This is a genomic window from Arthrobacter sp. efr-133-TYG-104, assembly GCF_030208915.1.
In the GTDB taxonomy this organism is placed as follows: domain Bacteria; phylum Actinomycetota; class Actinomycetes; order Actinomycetales; family Micrococcaceae; genus Arthrobacter.
In genome coordinates this window covers 22,297-44,849 of sequence record NZ_JARVTA010000002.1, presented here as the reverse complement: position 1 = coordinate 44,849, position 22,553 = coordinate 22,297, and the positions used below count along the sequence as shown (strand labels likewise).

23 protein-coding genes are annotated in these 22,553 nt (G+C 62.4%); all 23 read right to left on the bottom strand.

Annotated features, from left to right (window positions below):
• Positions 1-31: 31 nt before the first annotated feature.
• The 23 genes from rpoZ to rpsD all read right to left on the bottom strand — a co-directional run bounded on the left by rpoZ (position 32) and on the right by rpsD (position 22,435).
• Positions 32-292, bottom strand: coding sequence for a DNA-directed RNA polymerase subunit omega (gene rpoZ, locus QRN04_RS02430; protein ID WP_017197559.1), 261 nt, complete (start codon positions 290-292; stop codon positions 32-34).
• 39 nt (positions 293-331) lie between these two features.
• Positions 332-904, bottom strand: coding sequence for a guanylate kinase (gmk, locus tag QRN04_RS02425; RefSeq protein ID WP_284974562.1), 573 nt, complete (start codon positions 902-904; stop codon positions 332-334).
• A gap of 21 nt (positions 905-925) precedes the next feature.
• A complete protein-coding gene (gene mihF / locus QRN04_RS02420; protein WP_284974561.1) occupies positions 926-1,252 on the bottom strand; it encodes an integration host factor, actinobacterial type in 327 nt (108 codons plus the stop codon).
• A 100-nt stretch (positions 1,253-1,352) separates the two neighbouring features.
• A complete protein-coding gene (gene pyrF, locus QRN04_RS02415; RefSeq protein WP_284974560.1) occupies positions 1,353-2,225 on the bottom strand; it encodes an orotidine-5'-phosphate decarboxylase in 873 nt (290 codons plus the stop codon).
• Positions 2,218-5,526, bottom strand: coding sequence for a carbamoyl-phosphate synthase large subunit (carB, locus tag QRN04_RS02410; RefSeq protein ID WP_284974559.1), 3,309 nt, complete (start codon positions 5,524-5,526; stop codon positions 2,218-2,220). Before carB ends, pyrF begins: the two co-directional genes overlap by 8 nt.
• A complete protein-coding gene (gene carA, locus QRN04_RS02405; RefSeq protein WP_284974558.1) occupies positions 5,526-6,776 on the bottom strand; it encodes a glutamine-hydrolyzing carbamoyl-phosphate synthase small subunit in 1,251 nt (416 codons plus the stop codon). Before carA ends, carB begins: the two co-directional genes overlap by 1 nt.
• Positions 6,757-7,278: a PH-like domain-containing protein gene (locus QRN04_RS02400; RefSeq protein ID WP_284974557.1), complete on the bottom strand. Its 522-nt coding sequence runs from the start codon at positions 7,276-7,278 to the stop codon at positions 6,757-6,759. The genes carA and QRN04_RS02400 overlap by 20 nt, the downstream gene beginning before the upstream one ends.
• Entirely contained in the window at positions 7,278-8,645 is a 1,368-nt protein-coding gene (locus tag QRN04_RS02395) for a dihydroorotase (RefSeq protein WP_284974556.1), read from the bottom strand. Before QRN04_RS02395 ends, QRN04_RS02400 begins: the two co-directional genes overlap by 1 nt.
• The gene (locus QRN04_RS02390; RefSeq protein ID WP_284974555.1) at positions 8,645-9,673 is read right to left on the bottom strand and encodes an aspartate carbamoyltransferase catalytic subunit; all 1,029 of its coding nucleotides are present in this window, start codon (positions 9,671-9,673) and stop codon (positions 8,645-8,647) included. Before QRN04_RS02390 ends, QRN04_RS02395 begins: the two co-directional genes overlap by 1 nt.
• Positions 9,670-10,254 carry a bifunctional pyr operon transcriptional regulator/uracil phosphoribosyltransferase PyrR gene (pyrR, locus tag QRN04_RS02385; RefSeq protein WP_284974554.1) on the bottom strand — a complete coding sequence of 195 codons (585 nt, stop codon included), beginning with the start codon at positions 10,252-10,254 and terminating at the stop codon, positions 9,670-9,672. The genes QRN04_RS02390 and pyrR overlap by 4 nt, the downstream gene beginning before the upstream one ends.
• Positions 10,255-10,405: 151 nt before the next feature.
• Positions 10,406-10,816 (bottom strand): transcription antitermination factor NusB, encoded by a 411-nt coding sequence (gene nusB, locus QRN04_RS02380; RefSeq protein ID WP_223933009.1) that lies wholly within the window; start codon positions 10,814-10,816, stop codon positions 10,406-10,408.
• Positions 10,816-11,379, bottom strand: coding sequence for an elongation factor P (gene efp, locus QRN04_RS02375; protein WP_284974553.1), 564 nt, complete (start codon positions 11,377-11,379; stop codon positions 10,816-10,818). Before efp ends, nusB begins: the two co-directional genes overlap by 1 nt.
• 168 nt (positions 11,380-11,547) lie before the next feature.
• On the bottom strand, positions 11,548-12,069 hold the full coding sequence (locus QRN04_RS02370) for a tetratricopeptide repeat protein (protein WP_284974552.1): 522 nt from the start codon (positions 12,067-12,069) through the stop codon (positions 11,548-11,550).
• Positions 12,066-13,157 carry a 3-dehydroquinate synthase gene (aroB, locus tag QRN04_RS02365; protein ID WP_284974551.1) on the bottom strand — a complete coding sequence of 364 codons (1,092 nt, stop codon included), beginning with the start codon at positions 13,155-13,157 and terminating at the stop codon, positions 12,066-12,068. Before aroB ends, QRN04_RS02370 begins: the two co-directional genes overlap by 4 nt.
• The gene (locus QRN04_RS02360) at positions 13,154-13,663 is read right to left on the bottom strand and encodes a shikimate kinase (protein WP_284974865.1); all 510 of its coding nucleotides are present in this window, start codon (positions 13,661-13,663) and stop codon (positions 13,154-13,156) included. The genes aroB and QRN04_RS02360 overlap by 4 nt, the downstream gene beginning before the upstream one ends.
• Positions 13,664-13,728: 65 nt before the next feature.
• The gene (gene aroC, locus QRN04_RS02355; protein ID WP_284974550.1) at positions 13,729-14,928 is read right to left on the bottom strand and encodes a chorismate synthase; all 1,200 of its coding nucleotides are present in this window, start codon (positions 14,926-14,928) and stop codon (positions 13,729-13,731) included.
• A 26-nt stretch (positions 14,929-14,954) separates the two neighbouring features.
• Positions 14,955-15,821: a shikimate dehydrogenase family protein gene (locus QRN04_RS02350; protein ID WP_284974549.1), complete on the bottom strand. Its 867-nt coding sequence runs from the start codon at positions 15,819-15,821 to the stop codon at positions 14,955-14,957.
• Positions 15,818-17,581, bottom strand: a complete 1,764-nt coding sequence (mltG, locus tag QRN04_RS02345; protein ID WP_284974548.1) for an endolytic transglycosylase MltG — start codon at positions 17,579-17,581, stop codon at positions 15,818-15,820. The genes QRN04_RS02350 and mltG overlap by 4 nt, the downstream gene beginning before the upstream one ends.
• The gene (gene ruvX / locus QRN04_RS02340; RefSeq protein WP_284974547.1) at positions 17,578-18,168 is read right to left on the bottom strand and encodes a Holliday junction resolvase RuvX; all 591 of its coding nucleotides are present in this window, start codon (positions 18,166-18,168) and stop codon (positions 17,578-17,580) included. The genes mltG and ruvX overlap by 4 nt, the downstream gene beginning before the upstream one ends.
• Before the next feature lie 2 nt (positions 18,169-18,170).
• Positions 18,171-20,849, bottom strand: a complete 2,679-nt coding sequence (gene alaS / locus QRN04_RS02335; RefSeq protein WP_284974546.1) for an alanine--tRNA ligase — start codon at positions 20,847-20,849, stop codon at positions 18,171-18,173.
• A gap of 113 nt (positions 20,850-20,962) precedes the next feature.
• Complete coding sequence (locus QRN04_RS02330) at positions 20,963-21,193, bottom strand: DUF6167 family protein (RefSeq protein ID WP_284974545.1); 231 nt, start codon at positions 21,191-21,193, stop codon at positions 20,963-20,965.
• Between the two features lie 23 nt (positions 21,194-21,216).
• On the bottom strand, positions 21,217-21,591 hold the full coding sequence (locus QRN04_RS02325) for a DUF948 domain-containing protein (protein WP_284974544.1): 375 nt from the start codon (positions 21,589-21,591) through the stop codon (positions 21,217-21,219).
• Positions 21,592-21,814: 223 nt separating this feature from the next.
• On the bottom strand, positions 21,815-22,435 hold the full coding sequence (rpsD, locus tag QRN04_RS02320) for a 30S ribosomal protein S4 (protein WP_284974543.1): 621 nt from the start codon (positions 22,433-22,435) through the stop codon (positions 21,815-21,817).
• Between the last annotated feature and the right edge of the window lie 118 nt (positions 22,436-22,553).

The following is a 22,553-nucleotide window of genomic DNA, read 5'->3' as shown; positions in this document are numbered from 1 at the left end:
TCCGTCAACAGGCAGTCTGTTGTTGTCCTGCTTATTCTGCCGGTTCTATGGGGGTGGAGACCAGCAGGCCTTCGTTGATCTCGCGGAGCGCGATCGATAGGGACTTTTCGTTCAGCTTGGTATCGACCAACGGACCAACGTACTCGAACAGGCCCTCGTGCAGCTGGGCGTAGTAGGCGTTGATCTGGCGGGCACGCTTGGCGCCGAAGATGACCAGGCCGTACTTGGAATCGGCAGCCTCAAGCAGCGAATCGATCGGCGGGTTGATGATGCCTTCAAGGTTCGTGGACACGAATTCTCCAAATTCTAGCGGGCCAACAAATGCAAGCGCTTAGCGCCCGTGCGGGGTGAGCCCCATGAGTGAAACAAGCTCGTCTGCTGCCCGGCGAACGTCGTCATTGATGACGGTGTGGTCAAACTCCGGTTCAGCAGCAAGTTCCAGTTTAGCGGTTTCCAGCCTCCGCTGCTGCTCCTCCGCACTTTCAGTCCCCCGGCCCACCAGCCGACGAACCATTTCGTCCCAGCTGGGCGGAGCGAGGAAGACGAAATTCGCGTCCGGAACGGCAGCCTTTACTTGGCGGGCACCTTGGAGGTCAATTTCCAAAAGGACTGATTTGCCGTCGGCGATGGCAGCATTGACCGTGCTGCGCAACGTGCCGTACCGGTTGTGGCCATGGACCACGGCCCATTCCAGCAGTTCGCCGTCAGCGACCAGTGAGTCGAATTCCTCGGCGGACTTGAAGAAGTAGTGCACGCCATCGGTTTCCCCGGGACGGGCCGCGCGGGTTGTGGCCGAAACGGAAAGCCAAACTTCCGGATAATTGTCCCTGATGTAGGTGGATACGGTTCCCTTGCCAACGGCAGTGGGGCCTGCAAGGACAGTCAGTCCGGGTTTCTTGCTCACGGATTCCTTCGGGAAAATGCGTCAAACGCTTTGTTGGGTATCCATAAAATCTACCAGCGCGCGAGCCTGGTGAATTCCAAGCCCCTTGATTCGCCTGGACGCGGCGATGCCAATCTCGCCCATAATCGCGGCCGCCCGTACAGGGCCGATTCCCGGCAGCGCCTCCAGGAGCTCCACTACCCGCATACGCGCGATCGCGCCATCGGTATCCGCCGAGGAGATCAGCTCCCCTATGGTCACCTCTCCGCGCTTGAGTTGTTCCTTGGCTGCGGCGCGGGTGGCCCGCGCCTTGGCCGCCTTCTCAAGCGCGTCGGAACGCTCCTGGGGCGTCAACTCCTTAAGGCCCACTGCTAAACCCCTGTCAGATCAGGCTTGTGATCCAGATCACGCGCGCTGATGCTGAACCTACCGTTAGGGACCACGTTTCGCAATGAGTAGAAGCAGCCGACTAGGAGCGAAGCCCATCCAAGGTTGCTTCAGTGGCGTCACGCAGAGCCGCACCGGAGGGACCGGCCGCCAAGATCCCCCGGCTGGAGGTAGCCAGGACGGTCGGATAGGCCGCGCCGAACGTTGCACGGAGATCAGCAGGCGTAGCGCCTTGGGCGCCAAGCCCCGGTGCCAGAATGGGTCCACGAACAGGACCAAGATCAATGTCCAAGTCCTTGAGGGCAGATCCGATCGTCGCTCCAACAACCAGGCCAACAGACCCGAGGCTGCCTTCGTAGCGCTGATTTTCGACGCCGGCAGCTGCCACGATGCGCCGGGCGACCGAATCCCCACCACCAACGTGCTGGACGGATTTGCCCTCAGGGTTGGACGTCAGGGCCAGCACGAACACACCCCTGCCGTACTCTGCAGCGAGCTCCAGTGCCGGTCGCAGGGACTCAAAGCCAAGGTAGGGACTCAGGGTCACCGAGTCCGCTGCCAGCGCCGATCCATCGCGTAGCCAAGCATCGGCATATGCGGCCATGGTGGAGCCGATGTCCCCGCGCTTGGCGTCGGCGATGCTCAGGATTCCGTTGTCCGACGCCGCGGCAAGCGTCCGCTCCAGTACAGCCATACCGGTAGACCCGTGACGCTCATAGAGGGCCACCTGCGGTTTCACCGCGGCAGCGAGGGAACCCACGGCTTCCACAACGGTCAGGGAGAAGCGCTCCAGCCCAGCGGCGTCGTCGTTCAATCCCCACCCGGCCAGCAACTGCGGGTGCGGGTCGATCCCAACGCAGAGCGGACCGCGGGCAGCCATGGCCGCAGCCAGCCGGGAGCCGAAAGACTCCCGGGCCGGCTGCTGCGTGTCATTGCGGACGGTGGACTCAGGCATTGGCAGCTTCCACGGCCTTTGCCAGGTTGGCCGCGTGCTCTTGGAGGCTGGTGACTGACCACTCGTAGGTCCGCAGGGCCTCTATTGCCTGCACGGCGGCATTGAATTCCGCCACCGTGGTGATGCAAGGAATGCCAATGGAGGTCGCCGCGGCGCGGAGTTCATAGCCATCGCTGCGTGCTTCGCCTCCGGAAGGGGTGTTGAACACCATGTCGATCTCACCGGCAATGATGAGGTCCGCGATGGTGCCTTCGCCCTCGGCGCTGCTGCCCTCGGCGACCTTGCGGACCGGGGACGCTTGGATTCCGTTACGGCGCAGGACATCGGCCGTGCCGCCGGTCGATACGATCTCAAAGCCAAGATCCGAGAGGCGCTTGACGCCCATGATCACCGAGCGCTTGTCACGGTTGGCGACGGACACGAACACCTTGCCCTCGGTGGGCAGTGCATTATTGGCCGCTGCCTGGCTCTTGGCGAACGCGGTGTCGAAGTGCTTGTCGATCCCCATGACCTCGCCGGTGGAGCGCATTTCCGGACCGAGCAGGGAGTCCACAACCTTTCCTTCCGGGGTACGGAAACGGCTGAACGGCAGGACAGCTTCCTTGACGGCTACCGGTGCGTCCAACGGCAAGGTGGAACCGTCGCCGGTTTCAGGGAGCATCCGGTATGCGCTGCGCAACTGGTTGATGGTGACGCCGGTGCCGATGAGCGCGGCGGCCTTGGCCATCTGCACGCCAGTCGCTTTGGAAACGAACGGAACCGTGCGGGAAGCGCGCGGGTTGGCTTCGAGGACGTAGAGGACATCGGAGGCCAGCGCGAACTGGATGTTGATGAGGCCCCGGACGCCCACGCCTTCGGCGATGGCACGTGTTGCCGTGCGGACCCGCTCGATCACGTTATTCCCAAGTGTGATCGGGGGGAGCACACAAGCGGAGTCACCGGAGTGGATACCAGCTTCCTCGATGTGCTCCATGATGCCGCCAAGGTACATGTCAGTACCGTCGAAGAGCGCGTCGACGTCGATTTCGACGGCGTCCTCCAGGAAGCGGTCAATCAACACCGGGTGGTCCGGCGTGATTTCGGTGGCATTGGCAATGTAGCGGGAGAGGTTGGCTTCGTCGTAGACAATCTCCATGCCGCGGCCGCCCAAAACGTAGGACGGACGCACCAGCACCGGATACCCGATTTCGTCGGCGATCAACTTTGCGTCCTCGAAGGAAACAGCGGTGCCGTTCTTGGGCGACGTCAGGCCGGCTTCATCCAGCACACGGGCGAATGCGCCGCGGTGCTCGGCGAGGTCGATGGCTTCCGGCGACGTTCCGAGGATGGGAACACCGGCGTCCGCCAGCTGCTGGGCCAACTTCAGCGGGGTCTGGCCGCCGAGCTGAACGAACACGCCCATCACTCCGCCGGTCCGTTCTTCGGCCGCGATGACCTCCAAGACGTCTTCAAGGGTCAGCGGCTCGAAGTAGAGGCGGGTGGAAACGTCGTAGTCGGTGGACACCGTTTCCGGGTTGCAGTTGACCATGACGGTCTCATACCCGGCCTTGCGCAAGGCCATCGAGGCGTGGACGCAGGAGTAGTCGAATTCGATACCTTGGCCGATGCGGTTCGGGCCGGAACCAAGGATGATGACGGAAGGCTTGGAGTGCAGGCCTACCTCGTCTTCCTCGTCATAGGAGGAGTAGTGGTACGGCGTGTACGCCGCGAACTCAGCGGCACAAGTATCCACAGTCTTGTAGACAGGGCGGATACCCAACGCGTGGCGCACACCGCGGACCACTGCCTCGTTGTTGTGGGTCAGTGCGCCGATCTGCTCGTCGGAGAAGCCGTGGCGCTTGGCGGTGCGCAACATCTCCTCGGTGAGGACGCCGGCCTTGCGAATCTCTTGGGCCGTCTCATTGAGAAGCTGCAACTGGTCCAGGAACCAGGGATCGATCTTAGTTGCTTCGAAGAGATCCTCCACCGAGGCTCCGCCCAAAAGGGCCCGCTGAACCTGGTACAGGCGGTCGGTCGTGGGGCGCTTTGCCTTCTCGATGAGCTCGGCAACCTCGTACTCTGGCACCGGGCTGAAGTCCAGCTGTGAGCCCTTCTGCTCCAGGGAGCGCAGCGCCTTCTGGAGCGCTTCAGTGAAGTTACGGCCCATGGCCATGGCTTCGCCCACCGACTTCATGGTGGTGGTCAGCGTGTTATCTGCCGCCGGGAACTTCTCGAACGCAAAGCGCGGGACCTTCACCACCACGTAGTCCAGCGTCGGCTCAAACGACGCCGGAGTCTTCTGGGTGATGTCGTTGGGGATCTCGTCCAGGGTGTAGCCAAGGGAAAGCTTGGTGGCAATCTTGGCGATGGCGAAGCCTGTTGCCTTGGAGGCCAGGGCTGAGGAACGGGATACGCGCGGGTTCATCTCGATGACCACCACACGTCCGGTGGCTGGATCGATGGCGAACTGGATGTTGCAACCACCGGTGTCCACGCCCACCTCGCGGATGACGGCAATGGAAACGTCGCGCAGCTTTTGGTACTCGCGGTCGGTCAGCGTCAGTGCCGGCGCCACCGTGATGGAGTCACCCGTGTGGACGCCAACAGGATCGAAGTTTTCGATGGAGCACACAACAACGACGTTGTCGTTCTTGTCGCGCATCATCTCAAGCTCGTATTCCTTCCAACCGAGGATGCTCTCTTCGAGCAGGACCTCGGTGGTGGGGCTGTACTGCAGGCCCTGGCCCACGATGCGGCGGAGGTCATCCTCGTTGTACGCAAGGCCCGAACCCAAGCCGCCCATGGTGAAGGACGGGCGGACAACCATGGGGTATCCGAGGTCTTCCGCGGCGACGAACGCCTCATCCATGGTGTGGATGATGTGGCTGCGTGCCGACTCGGCACCGCAACGCTCCACTACGCCCTTGAACTTCTCACGGTCTTCGCCAAGCTCGATAGCTGCGATGTTGGCACCGATCAGCTCGACGTTGTACTTCTCAAGCACACCGTTCTTGTCCAACGCGATAGCCGTGTTCAACGCTGTCTGGCCACCCAGGGTGGGCAGAATGGCGTCGGGGCGCTCCTTGGCGATGATCTTTTCCACCACCTCGGGAGTGATGGGCTCAACGTAGGTGGCGTCTGCAAACTCGGGGTCGGTCATGATGGTGGCCGGGTTCGAGTTGACCAGGATCACGCGCAGGCCTTCGTCCTTGAGGACTCGCAGTGCCTGGGTTCCGGAGTAGTCAAACTCGGCTGCCTGGCCAATAACAATGGGGCCGGAACCGATGACCAGGACGCTCTTGAGATCTGTACGCTTGGGCATTACTTCTTGTCCTCAGTCTTGGATTCGGTGGCGACGGCAGCGCCGGTTGTTTTCGATTTGGTGTCGGCCATGAGGTCGATGAAGCGGTCGAAGAGGTACGCGGCGTCGTGCGGACCGGCGGCAGCCTCCGGGTGGTACTGGACCGAGAACGCCGGGATGTCCAGGCACGCAAGCCCTTCAACGACGTCGTCGTTCAACGACACGTGGCTGACTTCCACCCGACCGTAGCGTTCTTCCGGCGCAGTTGTGGCACCGTTGAGCGGTGCGTCGACGGCGAAGCCGTGGTTCTGCGAGGTGATTTCCACCTTGCCTGTGCGACGGTCCATCACGGGCTGGTTGATGCCACGGTGCCCGTAGCGGAGCTTGTAGGTCCCGAAACCGAGCGCGCGGCCCAGGATCTGGTTACCGAAGCAGATACCGAAGTACGGCACCTTTGCATCCAGCACTGAACGCAACAGCGAAACCTGGCGGTCCGCGGTGGCGGGGTCGCCTGGACCGTTGGACATGAAGAATCCGTCGGGGTTTATTGCCTTGACGTCTTCGAGGGTAGATGTAGCGGGCAGGACGTGGACGCGCACCCCACGCTCGGCAAAGCGCACCGGCGTCATGGCTTTGATGCCGAGGTCGACGGCGGCAATGGAGAACCGTGGCTCGCCCTCCCAGCCGTGGTCCTTGGGCTCAACGACGTAGGCCTCGTCAACGGAAACTTCCTCGGCCAACGCCGCACCTTCCATGGGGGCGCTGGCCAGGACGGTAGCGAGCAGTTCTTTCTCGGATACCTGGGCGGCCTCACCGGAGAAGATCCCTGCACGCATGGTCTTGTGTTCGCGAAGGTGGCGGGTGATGGCGCGGGTGTCAACGCCCTGGATGCCAACGACTCCCTGCTCTGTCAGTTCATCGTCAAGGCTGCGCTCTGAGCGCCAGTTCGAGGGGCGGCGGGCGGCGTCGCGAACGATGTACCCGGCCACCCAGATGCGCCTGGACTCGGCGTCCTCGCTGTTGACGCCTGTGTTGCCAATGTGGGGCGCCGTCTGGACCACCAACTGACGCGCATACGAGGGGTCGGTAATGGTCTCTTGGTAGCCGGTCATGCCGGTGGCGAACACGGCCTCACCGAGCGCCGTTCCCTGGGCGCCGTAGCTGCGGCCGCGGAACATGCGGCCGTCTTCGAGCACCAGCACTGCGGCTGAGGGGGTGGGGGTGGTGGCTGCTTTACTATCCGTCACTTTATTACTTTCCACTATCGGCATCTGCCTGAGGGGCTGCGGAGATCAAATTATGGAGGGCTTGGAGGAGGTACTTCTTGTCGGCCGCGCGCTTGGATCGGAATCCGGTGTCCAGCTCCCGGGTTCCGAGTTTCCAGCTGATGACCAGGAGCCCGTCCTTCTCGACGAACTTTCCGGCCATGCCGCTTGCTTCGCGGCTTTCAACGATGGCGCTGGCGGGGATGAAAACCGGGGCCGCGCCCTTGCGGTCGAACAGCACGCCTTCGGCGTGGACGCTCAACTCGGCGTTGGTACGGATGCCGAGGCCCTGGACCGCGATCCGGTCCAGCCAGTCCCCACCTGTCGTGGTGACAACGTACTGGCCATCCGCGACGACGGTGGCCGGCGTCAGTTGCTGCGGCACCTCCGGGAGGCGTTCGACGTCGGACTGTCGCCTCAGGCGGCTCCGCCACCCAAGCCAGATCAACGCCAGAACGACGACGATCAGCGGCACCGTGATCAGCACGGTCAGTGTCTGGTTGGTCATTACTTGCTGCTGACTCCCCCGGCGGCACCCATCTGTTCCTGATGCGCCGGGTAGCGGTACGGCGTGTTGAGCTGTCCGTCCAGAACAGTGGGGTGTCCTTTGAAGAACGTTGCCACCACGGAGCCGGGCAGTTCCTTGCCCTTGAACGGTGAGTTGCGGCCCATGGTGGCCATTTTATGGGGGTCCACTGTCCAACGCGCAGCCGGGTCCACCAAGATGACGTTGGCAGGTTCGCCAACTTCCAGTGGACGGCCCTGGTCAGAGAGCCTGCCAATCACTGCGGGGGTAAAGGACGTGACCCTGGCAAAGTCCGCCCACGTCATGAGGCCGGTTTCGATCATGGTTTCCTGAACCACGGACAGCGCCGTCTCGAGGCCGGTCATGCCCATGGCGGCCTGGGCCCATTCGCATTCCTTGTGCTCGCTGGGATGCGGCGCGTGGTCCGTACCCACGACGTCGATGGTGCCATCGGCCAAACCCTCGCGCAGCGCCTGCACGTCCGCGTCGGTGCGAAGCGGCGGATTGACTTTGTACACGGGGTCGTAGCTGCGTACCAGTTCATCGGTCAGGAGCAGGTGGTGGGGTGTCACCTCGGCGGTGACGTTGATACCCCGGGCCTTGGCCCAACGGACGATCTCTACGGATCCGGCGGTGGAGACGTGGCAGACGTGTAGGCGGGAGCCAACGTGCTGGGCGAGGAGCACGTCCCGGGCAATGATGCTTTCTTCGGCAACGGCGGGCCAGCCTGCCAGGCCGAGCACGGCGGATACTGCGCCCTCGTTCATCTGTGCGCCGGCGGTCAGGCGCGGTTCCTGCGCGTGCTGGGCCACCACGCCGTCGAACGCTTTCACGTACTCCAACGCACGGCGCATCAGCACGGGATCGTGCACGCAGATGCCGTCGTCGGAGAACATCCGCACCTGGGCGCGGGAATCGGCCATCGCACCGAGCTCTGCGAGTTGCTCACCGGCCAGCCCAACCGTGACCGCCCCCACTGGACGAACGTCCACCCAGCCCGCTGCGCGGCCCAAGCTGTGAACCTGCTCCACGACGCCTGCCGTGTCGGCCACAGGGTTGCTGTTCGCCATGGCGTGGACGGCTGTGAAACCGCCCAGGGCTGCTGCGCGAGTACCGGTTTCCACCGTTTCGGCGTCCTCCCGGCCCGGCTCGCGAAGATGCGTGTGGACGTCCACCATGCCGGGAAGGGCGACTAGTCCGGCGGCGTCGATGACCGTTGCGTCCTGGACCCCTGCAGCGCCGGAGATGTCCTTTCCGCGGGCCGCAATGAAGCCGTCGCGGATCAACAGATCCTCCGGGTCACCGCCCAAAACGGCAGCGCCCTGGATCAGGTAAGTGTTCTCAGCCATCAGTTGCTCTCCTTGCTGGACTGGCCAGCGAAAGCCAGTGTCGCTGCGTTCGTTGAGGCTGCTTCCCGGGAGTCCCCGGAGAGCAGCAGGTATAGGGCCGCCATGCGGACCGAGACGCCGTTGCGAACCTGCGCAAGGACGGTGGAGCGCGGCGAATCGGCAGCAGCCGAAGAGATTTCGAGGCCACGGTTCATCGGCCCGGGATGCATGATGATGGTGTCTTTCATGCCAAGGTCATCCAAGGCACGCAGCCTGGCGTCATCGAAGCCCCAGCGGCGTGAGTATTCCCGTGTGGAGGGGAAGAACGAGGCATTCATCCGCTCGCCTTGGACCCGCAGCATCATCATGGCGTCGGTCCCGGCTTCGAGCGTCTCGTCCAAGTTGTAACTCACCTTGCACGGCCAGTGTTCGACGCCGATCGGCAGCAGCGTGGGCGGTGCCACCAACGTAACCTCCGCACCCAGGGTCTTCAGCAACCAGACATTGGACCGGGCGACGCGCGAGTGCAGAACATCCCCCGCGATCGCTACGCGCATCCCTTTGAGGTCAGCCGCGACGGAAGCCGTCCCGTTGACCCGGGACCAGTGCCGCCGCATGGTGAAAGCGTCCAGGAGGGCCTGGGTGGGGTGCTCATGGGTGCCGTCCCCGGCGTTGATGACGGCCGCATCGATCCAGTCCGTGGCCGCCAATCGGTGTGGAGCTCCGGAGGCCCAGTGCCGGATGACGACGGCGTCCGCACCCATCGCCGCCAGTGTTTGGGCGGTGTCCTTGAGGGACTCTCCCTTGGAAACTGACGATCCCTTGGCCGCAAAGTTGATGACGTCCGCGGAGAGGCGTTTGGCTGCGGCTTCGAAGGAGATGCGGGTGCGGGTGGAGTCCTCGAAGAAGAGGTTGACCACGGTCCGGCCACGCAGGGCCGGAAGCTTCTTGACTTCACGATCGCCCACGGCGGACATTTCCTCGGCCGTATCAAGGATGCGAATGGCGTCCGAAGCGCTGAGGTTTTCGGTAGAGAGGAGATGTTTCACTGACCGGCCTCGATCACGACTTCGTTGACGGGCATGCCGTTCACCGAGTCGATTTCCTCAAGGCGGACCCGGACCTTCTCCGACGAGGATGTGGGCAGGTTCTTGCCCACATGATCAGCACGGATTGGTAGTTCGCGGTGCCCTCTGTCCACCAATACTGCCAAGCGCACTATCCTGGGACGCCCGAGGTCAACCAAGGCATCAAGTGCGGCGCGGATGGTGCGGCCGGAGTAGAGGACATCGTCAATCAGCACCACCACTTTGTTGTCGATGCCTGACAGAGGCAGGCGAGTGTGGTGCGGTGGCCGCGTGGGCTGGTGCGAGAGGTCGTCCCGAAACATGGTGACATCCAACTGGCCCACAATGGACTCTGCGGCCACTGATGAATCCGCGGCAGCGATCTTCTCGGCGAGCCTCACGGCCAAGGGATAGCCGCGGCTGGGAATGCCCAACAAAACCAGGTCCTGCGAGCCCTTGTTGGCTTCAAGGATCTCATGGGCGATACGAGTCAGCGCCCGGTCAATGTCCGCTTGATTGAGAACAATCCGCGACGGTACCTGCGCTGAAGTGACTTCAGTCATCGCTCGTCTCCCCTTTCCCCGCCTCACGGGACGGAATTAAAAAAGGAATATTTGCACGTTCAAGGTATCACAAGGCAAGGCCTGGGCCCGCATCAAAAAACCCGCTCCACAGCTTGCTGTGGGCGGGTCTTTGATGTCTGACATAGAAGTTCTAGGCCAGGAGTGAAGGCTTCAATTTTTGGAGCCTTCCCAGCAAACCGTTGATGAAGGCCGGGGATTCGTCGGTGGACATGGTCTTGGCCAGCGCTACTGCCTCGCTGACGGCGACCCCGTCCGGAACTTCGTCATTGTAGAGAAGCTCCCACGCACCGATGCGGAGAATGATGCGATCTACCGACGGCATCCTCTCCAGCGTCCATCCCTGGGCATAAGTCTGCAGGAACTCGTCGATGGTGGGCTGCATGGAGACAACCCCTTCGACGATTTCTACCGTGTACGGATTGATGACCAGGTCTGTTTTCTCCCGACGCGCTTTCAACGCGTCGAAAGCCGACACGGAGCGCTGCTCCGCCTCGAAGAGTACTTCCAAAGCCCTGCTGCGGGCTTTACCGCGTGCGCTCACTAGTCGTTAACCCGGCCCAGGTAGCTACCGTCTCTGGTATCAACCTTGACTTTGGTGCCCTGCTCAACGAACAAGGGGACTTGGATTTCGTATCCGGTCTCAACGGTGGCGGGCTTGGTGCCGGCCGAGGAGCGGTCGCCCTGAAGGCCCGGCTCGGTGTAAGTGATTTCAAGCGTGACGCTCGGCGGCAACTCAATGTACAGCGGTGTGCCCTCGTGGATGGCGATGTTGACCATCTGGTTTTCCAGCATGAAGTTGGTGGCGTCACCCACCGTGGCACCGGAGACCGTGATTTGGTCGTAGTCCTGGGTGTCCATGAAGACGAAGTCTTCGCCGTCCTGGTACAGGTACTGGTAGTCGCGACGGTCCACGGTCGCGGTTTCGATCTTCAGGCCGGCATTGAAAGTCTTGTCCACGACCTTGCCCGACATGACGTTGCGCATCTTGGTACGAACAAAAGCGCCACCCTTACCCGGCTTGACGTGCTGGAACTCAATGATGTTCCAGAGCTGGCCCTCGAGCTTCAGTACGGTCCCGTTCTTGATGTCGTTTGTGGTTGCCACTCGTATCCTCTGGTTTCTTTCGCTGGTTCTAGCTATGGTTTCCAGCATCCAGCCTGGTATGCCAAACCGGCACACCAAACGGCCCACCAGCGCGTATTTATCAAAAATCCAAGATCCATTCTACCGGCAAATACCGGGTGGCCTTGGCGAGCACCCTTTGGCGCGGTGTCAGGACGCCAGATCCATGACATTGCGGGCGCGCTGGAGGGCAACCGTGGAGGAATAGATCAACGCGGCATCGGCCGCCATGGCTACCCGCAGATCAAGGGCGCGGGCGAATTCCTCCGATGCCGCCACGGCATTACCGCTGACGAAATAGGCGCGTCCCAGATATTGCCGGACGAGCGCTTCCCTTGGCGTCCCTTGGACCTCGTGGAGCAACTGCCGGAACAACTGGATTGCCCTGCCGAAGCGGCTCGTCGCCCTCAGGACTTCCGCTTCGAAGATGCGGAGCTGGAAGGATTCCGGATCCTTGTACCGTGCTTCAGCCAAGAGCTCGGCGGCTTCCTTGGGCTGGTCCTCCAGCAGCAATGCCATGATGTGGTCAGCCGGGTCATTCGAAGCTGCCAATGCCGCTGCCATGGCGTCCTCGTTGACCACCACGGGAAGTAGCGTGTCGGGATTCATCCGGACCCCTGGGAAGCCTCCAGTAGGCCAGTCGCTGACCCCTTCGGGATGAGCAATGGTCATGACGCTATTTCCTGATATGCCGCGAAGAGCAGCGATGTGTCCGGAACTTCGAGCATGCCGGGTTTTGCGACGCCGTCGAGGACAACGAAGCGAAGCAGGTCCCCACGCGATTTCTTGTCCCGCCGCATTCCGTCCAGCAGGCCCTGCCACCGGTCCCTGCGGTAGGTGATAGGCAACCCGAGACCTTCGAGGATCGTACGGTGCCGATCGGCGTCGGCATCGGAGAGCCGACCGACACTTCGGGACAACTCCGCAGCAAACATCATGCCAACAGACACCGCCGCCCCGTGGCGCCACGAGTAGCGCTCCACGAGCTCGATCGCGTGACCCAGGGTATGTCCGTAATTCAGGATTTCCCGGAGCCCGGATTCCTTGAGATCTTGGGAGACCACCGTTGCCTTCACGCTAATCGCACGCTCAATGAGCTCACGGACAACGTCTGATCCGGCATCCAAGACTGCATCGGTGTTCTTCTCCACCAGGTCAAGAATCACCGGGTCGGCGATGAAACCGCACTTGATGACCTCGGCCATGCCGGAAATCAGCTCGTTCCGCGGCAACGTCTGCAGGGTGTCCAGGTCCACCAAGACTCCGGCAGGCGGATGGAAGGAACCAACGAGGTTCTTGCCTTCGGCCGTGTTGATACCGGTCTTGCCGCCAACTGAAGCGTCCACCATACCGAGCAGGCTCGTGGGCATGTGAATGACTTTCACGCCACGGAGCCAGGTGGCCGCGACAAATCCGGCGAGGTCGGTGACAGCGCCACCGCCCACCGCGACAATGGCGTCCGAGCGCGTAAAATCGTTCTGTCCCAGCACCTGCCAGCAGAAGGCTGCAACCTGGATGTGCTTACCCTCTTCCGCATCCGGAATTTCAGCAGTAAGGGCCGTGAAGCCAGCGGCTTCCAGCTCATCGCGGACGGTATCGCCGGTCAACCGAAGCGCCCTGGGATGGATGACGAGGACACGGCGCACCCTCTCCCCCAGCTTGGCAGGGAGCGATTCCAACAGGCCGCGGCCCACTACGACGTCGTAGTTCTCGTTCGCGGACTGGCCGGTCACCTTGATGACAGTTGCCTCGGTGCTCACTTTTCAACTTCCTGTTTCAAGGCTGCGTGCTCGCGCAGCCGCTCCTCCAGGCGGAGGCTGATTTCTGCCACGGATCCGGAACGGACATCCATGACGACGTCGGCCAGGCGCTCATATACAGGGCGCCGGGTAACGAACAAGGCTTCCCACCGGCCCAGGGCATCGCCGCGCAACAATGGGCGCCCGGTATTGCGGGCAATCCGGTCTGCAACGGTTTCCCGATCGCATTCCAAGTACACCACGGTGCAATCCCCCAACAACTGCTGGGTACCGGAATCAAGCACAGCTCCGCCACCCAAGGAAATGATGGCCGGCTGGAACTTGGCGGACTCGATGGCCTTGGCAACTGCACGGGCCTCAATCTCGCGGAATGCATGCTCCCCACGGCCTGCAAAAATATCGGCGATGCTTCCGTGGGCGGCAACGATGACAGCGTCCGTGTCCACAAACGGCAAGCCCAAGTGGTCTGCCAGTCTCTGGCCAATGGCGGACTTCCCCACCGCCATCGGACCCACAAGGACAACAGGGCCTTCCGGAAGGCCGGGAACGCCCTCCGAATTCGGGCCCACCACTACCGCCCGACCGAGTCCAAGGTGGCGGGGATGCTGTCAAGATAGCCTTGAAGGTTGCGTTGGGTTTCGGCAACAGAATCACCGCCAAATTTCTCGGCCACCGCTTCGGCCAGCACCAGGGCAACCATCGCCTCAGCTACTACGCCCGCTGCGGGAACGGCACACACGTCCGAGCGCTGGTGGTGGGCCTTCGCGGCCTCCCCGGTGCTGACGTCGACCGTACGCAGGGCGCGCGGCACAGTGGCAATCGGCTTCATGGCAGCACGCACACGCAAAACCTGCCCGATGCTCATGCCGCCCTCGATCCCGCCTGCGCGGTTGGTCTGCCGGACAATCTTGCCGTCCTCATCCTTGAGGATTTCATCATGGGCAGCAGAACCCCGGCGCGTCGCGGTCAGGAAACCATCGCCAACTTCCACGCCCTTGATGGCCTGGATGCCCATCAGGGCTGCAGCCAAGCGGGAATCCAAGCGGCGGTCCCAGTGCACGTAGCTGCCGAGTCCCGGAGGAAGGCCGTAGGCGAGTACCTCCACCACGCCACCGAGTGTTTCGCCTTCCTTGTGGGCGGCATCCACTTCATCCACCATGGCATCGGATGTCTCGCGGTCAAAACAACGCAAGGGGTCGGCGTCGAGGGCGATCACGTCGCGAGGCATCGGCAGCGGCCGTCCCTCGGGGACGCTGACGCTGGCGATCGACACCGTGTGGCTGACCAATTCCACGCCCAAGTGCTTCAGGTATTGCGCGGCGACGGTACCCAATGCCACACGGGTAGCGGTTTCGCGGGCGCTTGCGCGCTCCAGGACGGGACGGGCCTCGTCAAAACCGTATTTCTGCATTCCGGTGAAATCGGCATGCCCCGGCCGGGGCCGCGTCAACGGAGCGTTGCGTGCCTGGTCCGCGAGGAGTTCAGGGGCTACGGGGTCCGCTGACATGATCTGTTCCCACTTGGGCCATTCCGTATTGCCCACCTGTATGGCCACGGGGCCGCCCTGGGTAAGACCGTGCCGAACGCCGCCGAGGATCATGACCTCGTCCTGCTCGAACTTCATCCGTGCACCGCGGCCGTAGCCCAGGCGGCGGCGAGCCAAGGCATCGCGGATCTGCTCGCTGGTGAGTTCAACACCAGCGGGCACACCTTCAATAATTCCGATCAGAGCCGGACCATGGGATTCACCGGCGGTCAACCAACGCAACATAAAACCAATCCTGCCATGTAAGGCTCCTAGAACCCTCGTCGGGGAAGCCCGACTGAGTCGCACATCACATCTATGACGGAAGCATCCACGTCACAGCCGCTGAAACGGCGGATCTGCTCCGCTGCCTGGTACATGAGCATTTCGAGCCCGGGGACGACGACGCCTCCGTGCCCTTGCCAGGCCTCGGCGAGCCTGCTGGGCCATGGATCATAAGCCACGTCCAGCAGGACTCCGGCGCCGGTTCCCATCCCCTGACCGGTAAGCGTTGCCAACTCTTCGGCCAGGCCATCCGCGGCTCGCGGGGGCAGGGTGGAAATGACCAGGTCGGAAGCCACAACGGCTCCTGCTGCTTCGATGATTGGCCTCAGTGCAAGGGAAATTCCGACGGCGGCCGCTGCAGCTTGCGCTTCGCGGGCTCGCCCGCTGTCACGAACGAAGACATCGACATGCCGCGCCCCAAGGTCATGAACCGCAGCGATGGCCGCAGCTGATGTACCACCGCCACCGAGGACGGCTGCGTGCGGTGTGGCCGCCACGCCTGCGTAACGCACGGCCTCCACGATCCCGCCAACGTCAGTGTTGTAACCCACGCGACGCACCGAATCTCCGTCGGGCTCGAAAACAACGGTGTTGATCACACCAAGTGCAGCCGCGACGCCCCGGACTTCGTCGACTTCCTGGACCATTGCCGACTTCAAGGGCATGGTGACCGAAAGCCCACACCACGTCGGATCCCCGCGGAGCGACTCCATGAATGTCCGGAGCCCACCCACTTCGATGTCCTTGGCTGTGTACTCGATGTCCACGCCCAGTTTGGCGTAGGCCGCCATATGCAGCGCGGGTGACTTCGAATGCGAGATCGGGTGCCCCAGGACGGCGGCGCGTCGACTCACACGCACCGCCCCGGGTTGGCGTCACACCACGCGTTGTACTGCGCAACGTAGGTGAGGTGCTCGGCCAGCGTCTTGGAGAACTTGGTCTCCTTGGTGTCCAGGTTGATGGTCACCCAGTAGAGGTAGTCATTGGCAGTTGGCTTGGCTGCGGCGTCGATAGCCGTCTTGCCGGGCGAACCGATCGGACCTGCAGGCAGCCCCGGGTTGGCGTACGTGTTGTACGGGTTGGACTTGTCGGCTTTTTCAGCATCCGTGAGGTGGAAAGACTTCCTCCCGAGACCGTATGTCACCGTGGCATCGGACTGGATGAGGCCGGCGGTTTCGGTGTTGTTGGGCTTGAGACGGTTGTAAATGGCGCCTGCGACGTTGCCGTAGTCCGCCTGACCGCCTTCTGCTTGGACGATGCTGGCGATGGTGACGACGTCGTACTGCTTGGCGGGATCTGTGATTCCTTGGGACTTGAGTTCGTCCAGTGTGGTGTTGACCAGTTTCTGGATGATGTCCTTGGCCGATGTGCCGAGATCGAACCTATATTCTCCCGGCGCAAGGTACCCTTCAAGGTTCTTGGCTTTGGCCGGCAGTCCGAACTGCCCGGGTGCTTGGTTGAGCGCATTCAGTTGCTGTAGGGGAATGCCTGAACCCTTGGAAATCGCATCCAGGGACTCACTGATGCGCAGGCCTGCACTCAAAGCAAAGTACATGACCTTCGAGGCGTCCTTGTTCAGGAGAATCGCGGCGGCATCCTTGTTTTTCATCTGGGTGCGGAAGGTGAAGTCGCCCGGGGCAAGTTCGCCGCCCTCTGCGACGAACTCCTTCACAAAGGCATCGGCATTAGCCACGACGTTGTTCGCAACGAGGTCCGCAGCCACCTGCTTAGGCCCTGAACCTGCAGGGACGGTGATGGTCACTGAGCCCGTACCCGGTCCAGGGTAGTCCGTCACCTTGTCCATTCCGAGCAGGGGCTTCAAGAACTGGGCGCCCACCGCTATGGCGGTGACAAAGACAACCAGCGTGATGAGGAGGGCGAGAATACGACGGCGGCGCCGGGCTTTCTTCGCAGCAGCCTTCGACACCGCGGGCTTAACGGGGGTGAGAAGCTCATGCTGGGCATCCAGGGGGTGCTCTTCCAGCGGGTGCCCTTCGAGCGCGTGTTCTTCCAGCGTGTGCTCGTCAAAGTGCTCCTCACCGAGGTGATGCTCTTCGAGGAAGTCATCGTGGTGGGCGAAATCCGCCTCGGCAACGTGCGCGTCCTGCTCCGCTTCATGGAGAACAACGTCATGGTGGACAGCGTCGTCGTGAACTGCTTCGTCGTGAACTAGGTCGTGGTGTTCAACGTCTTCAACAACGTCGGGGTGAACAGCGCCGTCGTGAACAGCAGCGTCGTGACCCGTTTCTTCATGAACGGGGATGTGTTCGTGAGGCTGCTGAGGCTCCCCCTGCTCCGGCTCGCCCGGATGCGTGGGGTCCGGATGCGTGGGGTCCTGATGCGTGGGGTCCTGGTGCGAGCGGGCCGGCGGCGGAGTGAAGTTCAGGGGGTCCCGCTGCTCGCCGAATGGACGCCGGACTGCGGGCACCGGACGGGGCAACTCGGGCTCGACGTCGGCGGAGCCGCCTGCTTCTCCAGGCGTGGCTTCGGGAAAAGTGATGACGTCTTGGTTTTGCGTGGCGAGGAACCGTTCCCTCGCCCGCAGCTCCTTGCGTGTCAGCGGCATGCCGCCACCGGCGGTACCGCTGGAGGGGTCGTTGTTGACCGGGCTCACGATGGCAGTCCCCTCGTAGAAGAATCGGATTCACTGCCGGAGGCAGCCCGCAGCGTTGGGGCACTGCTGGGTTTTTCGGACTCCGCCTGCGCGTGTACGCGGCGGCCGACGTCCGTTCCTCTGGCTTTTTGCATGTCGATTGCGTGCTGCAGTATTCCAGCAGCAGCAACCTGATCAACCACTTTACGGTGGTTCTTGCTGCTCATGCCAGCTTCGTGGAGGTTCCGGTGCGCCGTGACCGTGGACAAACGCTCGTCGACGAGGTTGACCGGGACGTCCAATCCGGCGCGCTGCAGCTCGCTAACCAGCGCTTGGGCGTAATCGGATGCCATCTGTGCAGAGCCCCGCTCGTCGCCCTTCATGGTGCGGGGCAGGCCTACAAAGATCTGCACCGCAGCCAATTCGGCGGCCTGCTTGACCAGGTAGCGCACGTCCGAATTTTTCTTGGTATCCCGCAACACCGTCTTAAACGGGGTTGCCAGGATTCCGTCCGGATCACATATCGCGACGCCTACCCTGACGGTCCCGACGTCTACCCCCACTTTGACGCCGCGGGGGTAGGCGTCACTGCTTTCGGCCGAATTCACCGTTAGCGCTTGGCTATCGCGTCGACCACTGCCGTGAGGGCCGCAGGGACCTTCCCGGCATCGGTGCCGCCGCCCTGCGCGACGTCGTCCTTACCGCCACCGCCACCGCCGAGGATCCCGGCAGCCAAGCGAACAAGCGCGCCAGCCTTCACTCCGGCTTCACGGGCGGCCTCATTCGTGGCGATCAGGATGACGGGGCGATCATTGCTGACACCGGCTACTGCCACGGCGGCAGCCTCCGAACCCAGGCGGTTCCGGAGATCCAGTGCAAGGTTCCGGAGATCGTCGGCTCCTCCGATTTGTCCGGCGTCGTGTGCAATGACACGCACGCCGGCCGCGTCTCTGGCCGTACCCACCAGCGTGGCGGCGGCAGCAGCAAGCTGCTCCTTGCGAAGGCGGTCAAGTTCCTTCTCGGTTGCCTTCAGCTTGTTCAGCGTGCTCGAAATACGGTCTGCGAGTTGTCCCGAGGGAACCTTCAGCAATTCGGTAAGTTCCGTCACGAGGGCACGTTCAGCGGCCAGGTGCCGGAAGGCGTCGAGGCCTACGAATGCCTCAACGCGGCGGTTTCCTGAGCCCACGGACTGTTCACCGAGGAGCGAGAGGCTGCCGATCAGGGAAGTGTTGGACACGTGGGTGCCGCCGCACAACTCGCGGGACCACGCGCCGTCGATCTCCACAACACGGACTTCGCTGCCGTAGTTTTCACCGAAGAGCGCCATGGCACCGAGCGCTTTGGCGTCAGCCAGTCCCATGACTTTGGTGTCCACCCGGTAGTTGTTGCGGATGGCGATGTTTGAAACCTCTTCGATTTCGGACCGGGTAGCAGGGCTCAGGCCCTCACCCCAGGCGAAGTCGAAGCGCAGGTAGCCGGCCTTGTTGAAGGAACCGCGCTGGGTGGCTTCCGGCCCGAGGATCTGATGCAGGGCGGCGTGCACGATGTGCGTACCGGTGTGCGCCTGTTCTGCTGCATGGCGACGTTCACGGTCGACGGCGGCACGCACCAAGGCATCCGAGGAGATCTCACCTTCACGGACGATCGCCTTGTGGACGCTGAGGCCCTTGATGGGACGCTGGACGTCCAAAACCTCGACGACGAAGCCGTCACCTGTGATGAGGCCCGTATCTGCGGATTGGCCACCGGCCTCGGCGTAGAACGGCGTCTCGTTGAGAACGAGTTCAATCTCCTCCCCAGTGGAGGCGTGCGCTACGGGGCGCCCGGCGCTGACGATGCCCCGGACCGTGGCTTCGCCCTCGAGTTCGTCGTAACCCGTGAAGACTGTTTCGCCCTTGCCGAGAAGTTCCTGGTAGGCGCTGAGGTCGGCGTGGCCGCCCTTCTTGCCCTTGGCGTCAGCCTGTGCACGCTGACGCTGCTCCAGCATCAAAGCACGGAAACCGGGCTCGTCTACCTTGAGGCCTGCTTCTTCTGCCATTTCCAAGGTGAGGTCAATGGGGAAGCCGTACGTGTCATGGAGGGCGAAGGCATCGGCTCCGGAGAGCGGAACACCGGCAGCCTTGGACTCAGCAACGGCGTCCTCGAGTCGTGCAGTGCCGGAGGCGATGGTGCGCAGGAACGCCTTTTCTTCGGCGTACGCGATGCGGCTGATCCGTGCAAAGTCCGTCTCCACCACAGGGTAGACGCCCTTCATCGCGTCCTTGGAGGCCGGCAAAAGATCCGGCAGGCACGCTTTCTCGACACCCAGGAGGCGCATGGCGCGTACCGCCCTGCGGATCAGGCGACGCAGGACGTAGCCCCTGCCCTCGTTGGAAGGTGCCACGCCGTCGGCGATCAGCATCAGTGCCGAGCGGATGTGGTCTGCCACAACGCGCATCCGGACGTCATCGGTGTGATGGGGATCCTCAGGCGACTCAGCCGAGGTGTACTCCCGGCCTGACAACTCAGCTGCCTTGTCAATCACGGGACGGACCTGGTCGGTCTCGTACATGTTCTCCACGCCCTGCAGAATCATCGCCAGGCGCTCCATGCCGAGGCCGGTATCGATGTTCTTGTTCGGCAGTTCGCCCACGATGTCGAAATCAACCTTGGACCGGACATTTTCGATCTGATACTGCATGAACACGAGGTTCCAGATCTCGATGTAGCGGGTTTCATCGGCAAGCGGGCCGCCTTCGATGCCGTACGCGGGACCACGATCGTAGTAGATCTCGGAGCACGGACCGGCAGGACCCGGCTGACCAGTGTGCCAGTAGTTGTCGGACTTACCCATACGCTGGATGCGCTCTTCCGGGATTCCGGTGTGCTTCAGCCACAATTCCTTGGCTTCGTCGTCTTTCTCGTACACCGTTACCCAGAGGCGTTCGGCTGGAAGTCCGTAACCGCCGTCGTCCACGCTGGAGGTGAGGAGTTCGAAGGCGAACTTGATGGCGTCTTCTTTGAAGTAGTCACCGAAAGAGAAGTTTCCGCACATCTGGAAGAACGTGCCATGGCGGGCGGTCTTGCCCACTTCCTCGATATCGCCGGTGCGGATGCACTTTTGAACGCTCGTGGCCCGGCTGTAGGGCGGCTCTTCGCGCGCGGTCAGGTAAGGGATGAAGGGCACCATGCCGGCCACGGTGAAGAGAAGGGACGGGTCGTTGGAAACGAGCGATGCGGAGGGAACGGCGGTGTGACCCTTGCTGACAAAAAAGTCCACCCAGCGTTTGGTGATCTCCTGCGACTTCATTAGCTGTTTACTTACCCTTCTCAATTCACTGCACACGATGTGCGCGGACCCGGCTGGTGCCGTTCCGCAGCTTTCCATTCTGCCCTGTTGCGATCACAGGAGCGAACCGCTCACTAGCGGCGGGCTGCTCCGTCGCTCTCGATGCCAAGCGCGGCGCGCAAGTCTTCTTCCCGTTGGTGCATGCCTGAGCGGACTGCATCGGCAAAGTCGTACAGGCCATCGGCCATCCGGCCAACAGCGCGGTTGAGGCCTGCCGGGCCGAGTGCGCTCTGGGCCTGGTTGACTTTCCGGAAAGCGATCACACCGATGGCCACACCAATGCCCATCCAAACAATTCTCTTCATGGTCTAAGGTTCTTCCCGTTGGTTCAGCGGCTGCGTCGGCCGGAAGATGGGGTACGGCGTCCAGCAAAAGCAGACCGGACCCCGTAACTGAATGCGGCAACTTTGATCAATGGCGAACCCACAGTTGCAGCAACGAGCGATGACAGTGCCGAGATGTTGGCCGAGGCGTCCGAGACGTTGGACGCAATGCCGTCGACCTTCTTCAACTGCTGGTTGGTGGTGGTCACGGTTGCCGTGACTTCGTCCATCAGGGGCGTGGCGCCATCGCTGATGGAACGGATCGAGGTCCGCACCTCGTCGAATACGCCGCCGAGCTTCAAGATAGGCACGGCCAACAGCAGGACAAGGAGCGCGAACACTCCTGCAGCGATCAGGCCGGCGATGTCGCCACCAGTCATTTAACTCAACTCCTAGGTTTGTTGGACTGCCTTGGTTGCTCTGGCTTGCATGGGCCATCGTGGGCATTGCCCAAAGCCTCCCCCAGTACCTTACCTATAAATGGGCCGTAGCCAGCCCCGAAGGCATGAACCAGAAGGGACCATCCACTAATAGGAGGGAGGGCCGCTACACAAAGAAGCCCGCGGCATGTGCCACGGGCTTCTCTGGATGCGCTGCTTGGGTTTAGCGAGCGTAGAATTCGACGACGAGCTGCTCTTCGCAGATCACGGGGACCTCAGAGCGCTTGGGACGACGAACCAAACGAGCCTGGAGGGCGTCGAGCTTGACGTCCAAGTATGCCGGCACGTTGTTCAAAGCGTGGGCACCAGCTGCTGCGACCTGGAACGGGGCCATGACCTCGGAGCGGCTGTGAACGTGGATGAGCTGGCCTTCGCCAACGCGGAAGGACGGGCGGTCCACGCGGACGCCGTCAACCATGATGTGGCGGTGGACAACCAGCTGGCGGGCCTGTGCGATGGTGCGGGCGAAACCAGCACGAAGCACAAGGGCGTCCAGACGCATTTCGAGCAGTTCAACCAGGTTTTCACCGGTGAGGCCCTTGGTGCGGCGTGCTTCTTCGAAGGCACGGGTCATCTGGGCTTCGCGGATGCCGTACTGGGCGCGCAGACGCTGCTTTTCGCGCAGACGTACGGCGTAGTCGGAGTCCTGCTTCTTGCGGGCACGGCCGTGCTCACCGGGGCCGTACGGGCGGCGCTCCATGTACTTGGCGGCCTTGGGGGTCAGAGCAATGCCGAGTGCACGCGAAAGGCGTGCGGTACGGCGAGCACGAGTGTTGTTAGCCACTTGTGTCCTTCCAATTACTGCGGTGTGTCAGTGTTACTGGCCTCCATCAGGGAGAGCATCGGCCAACCGCTGCCTTTTGCTACTGGCCCGGGCGCAGCACTATTGAAGAATCTTCAAG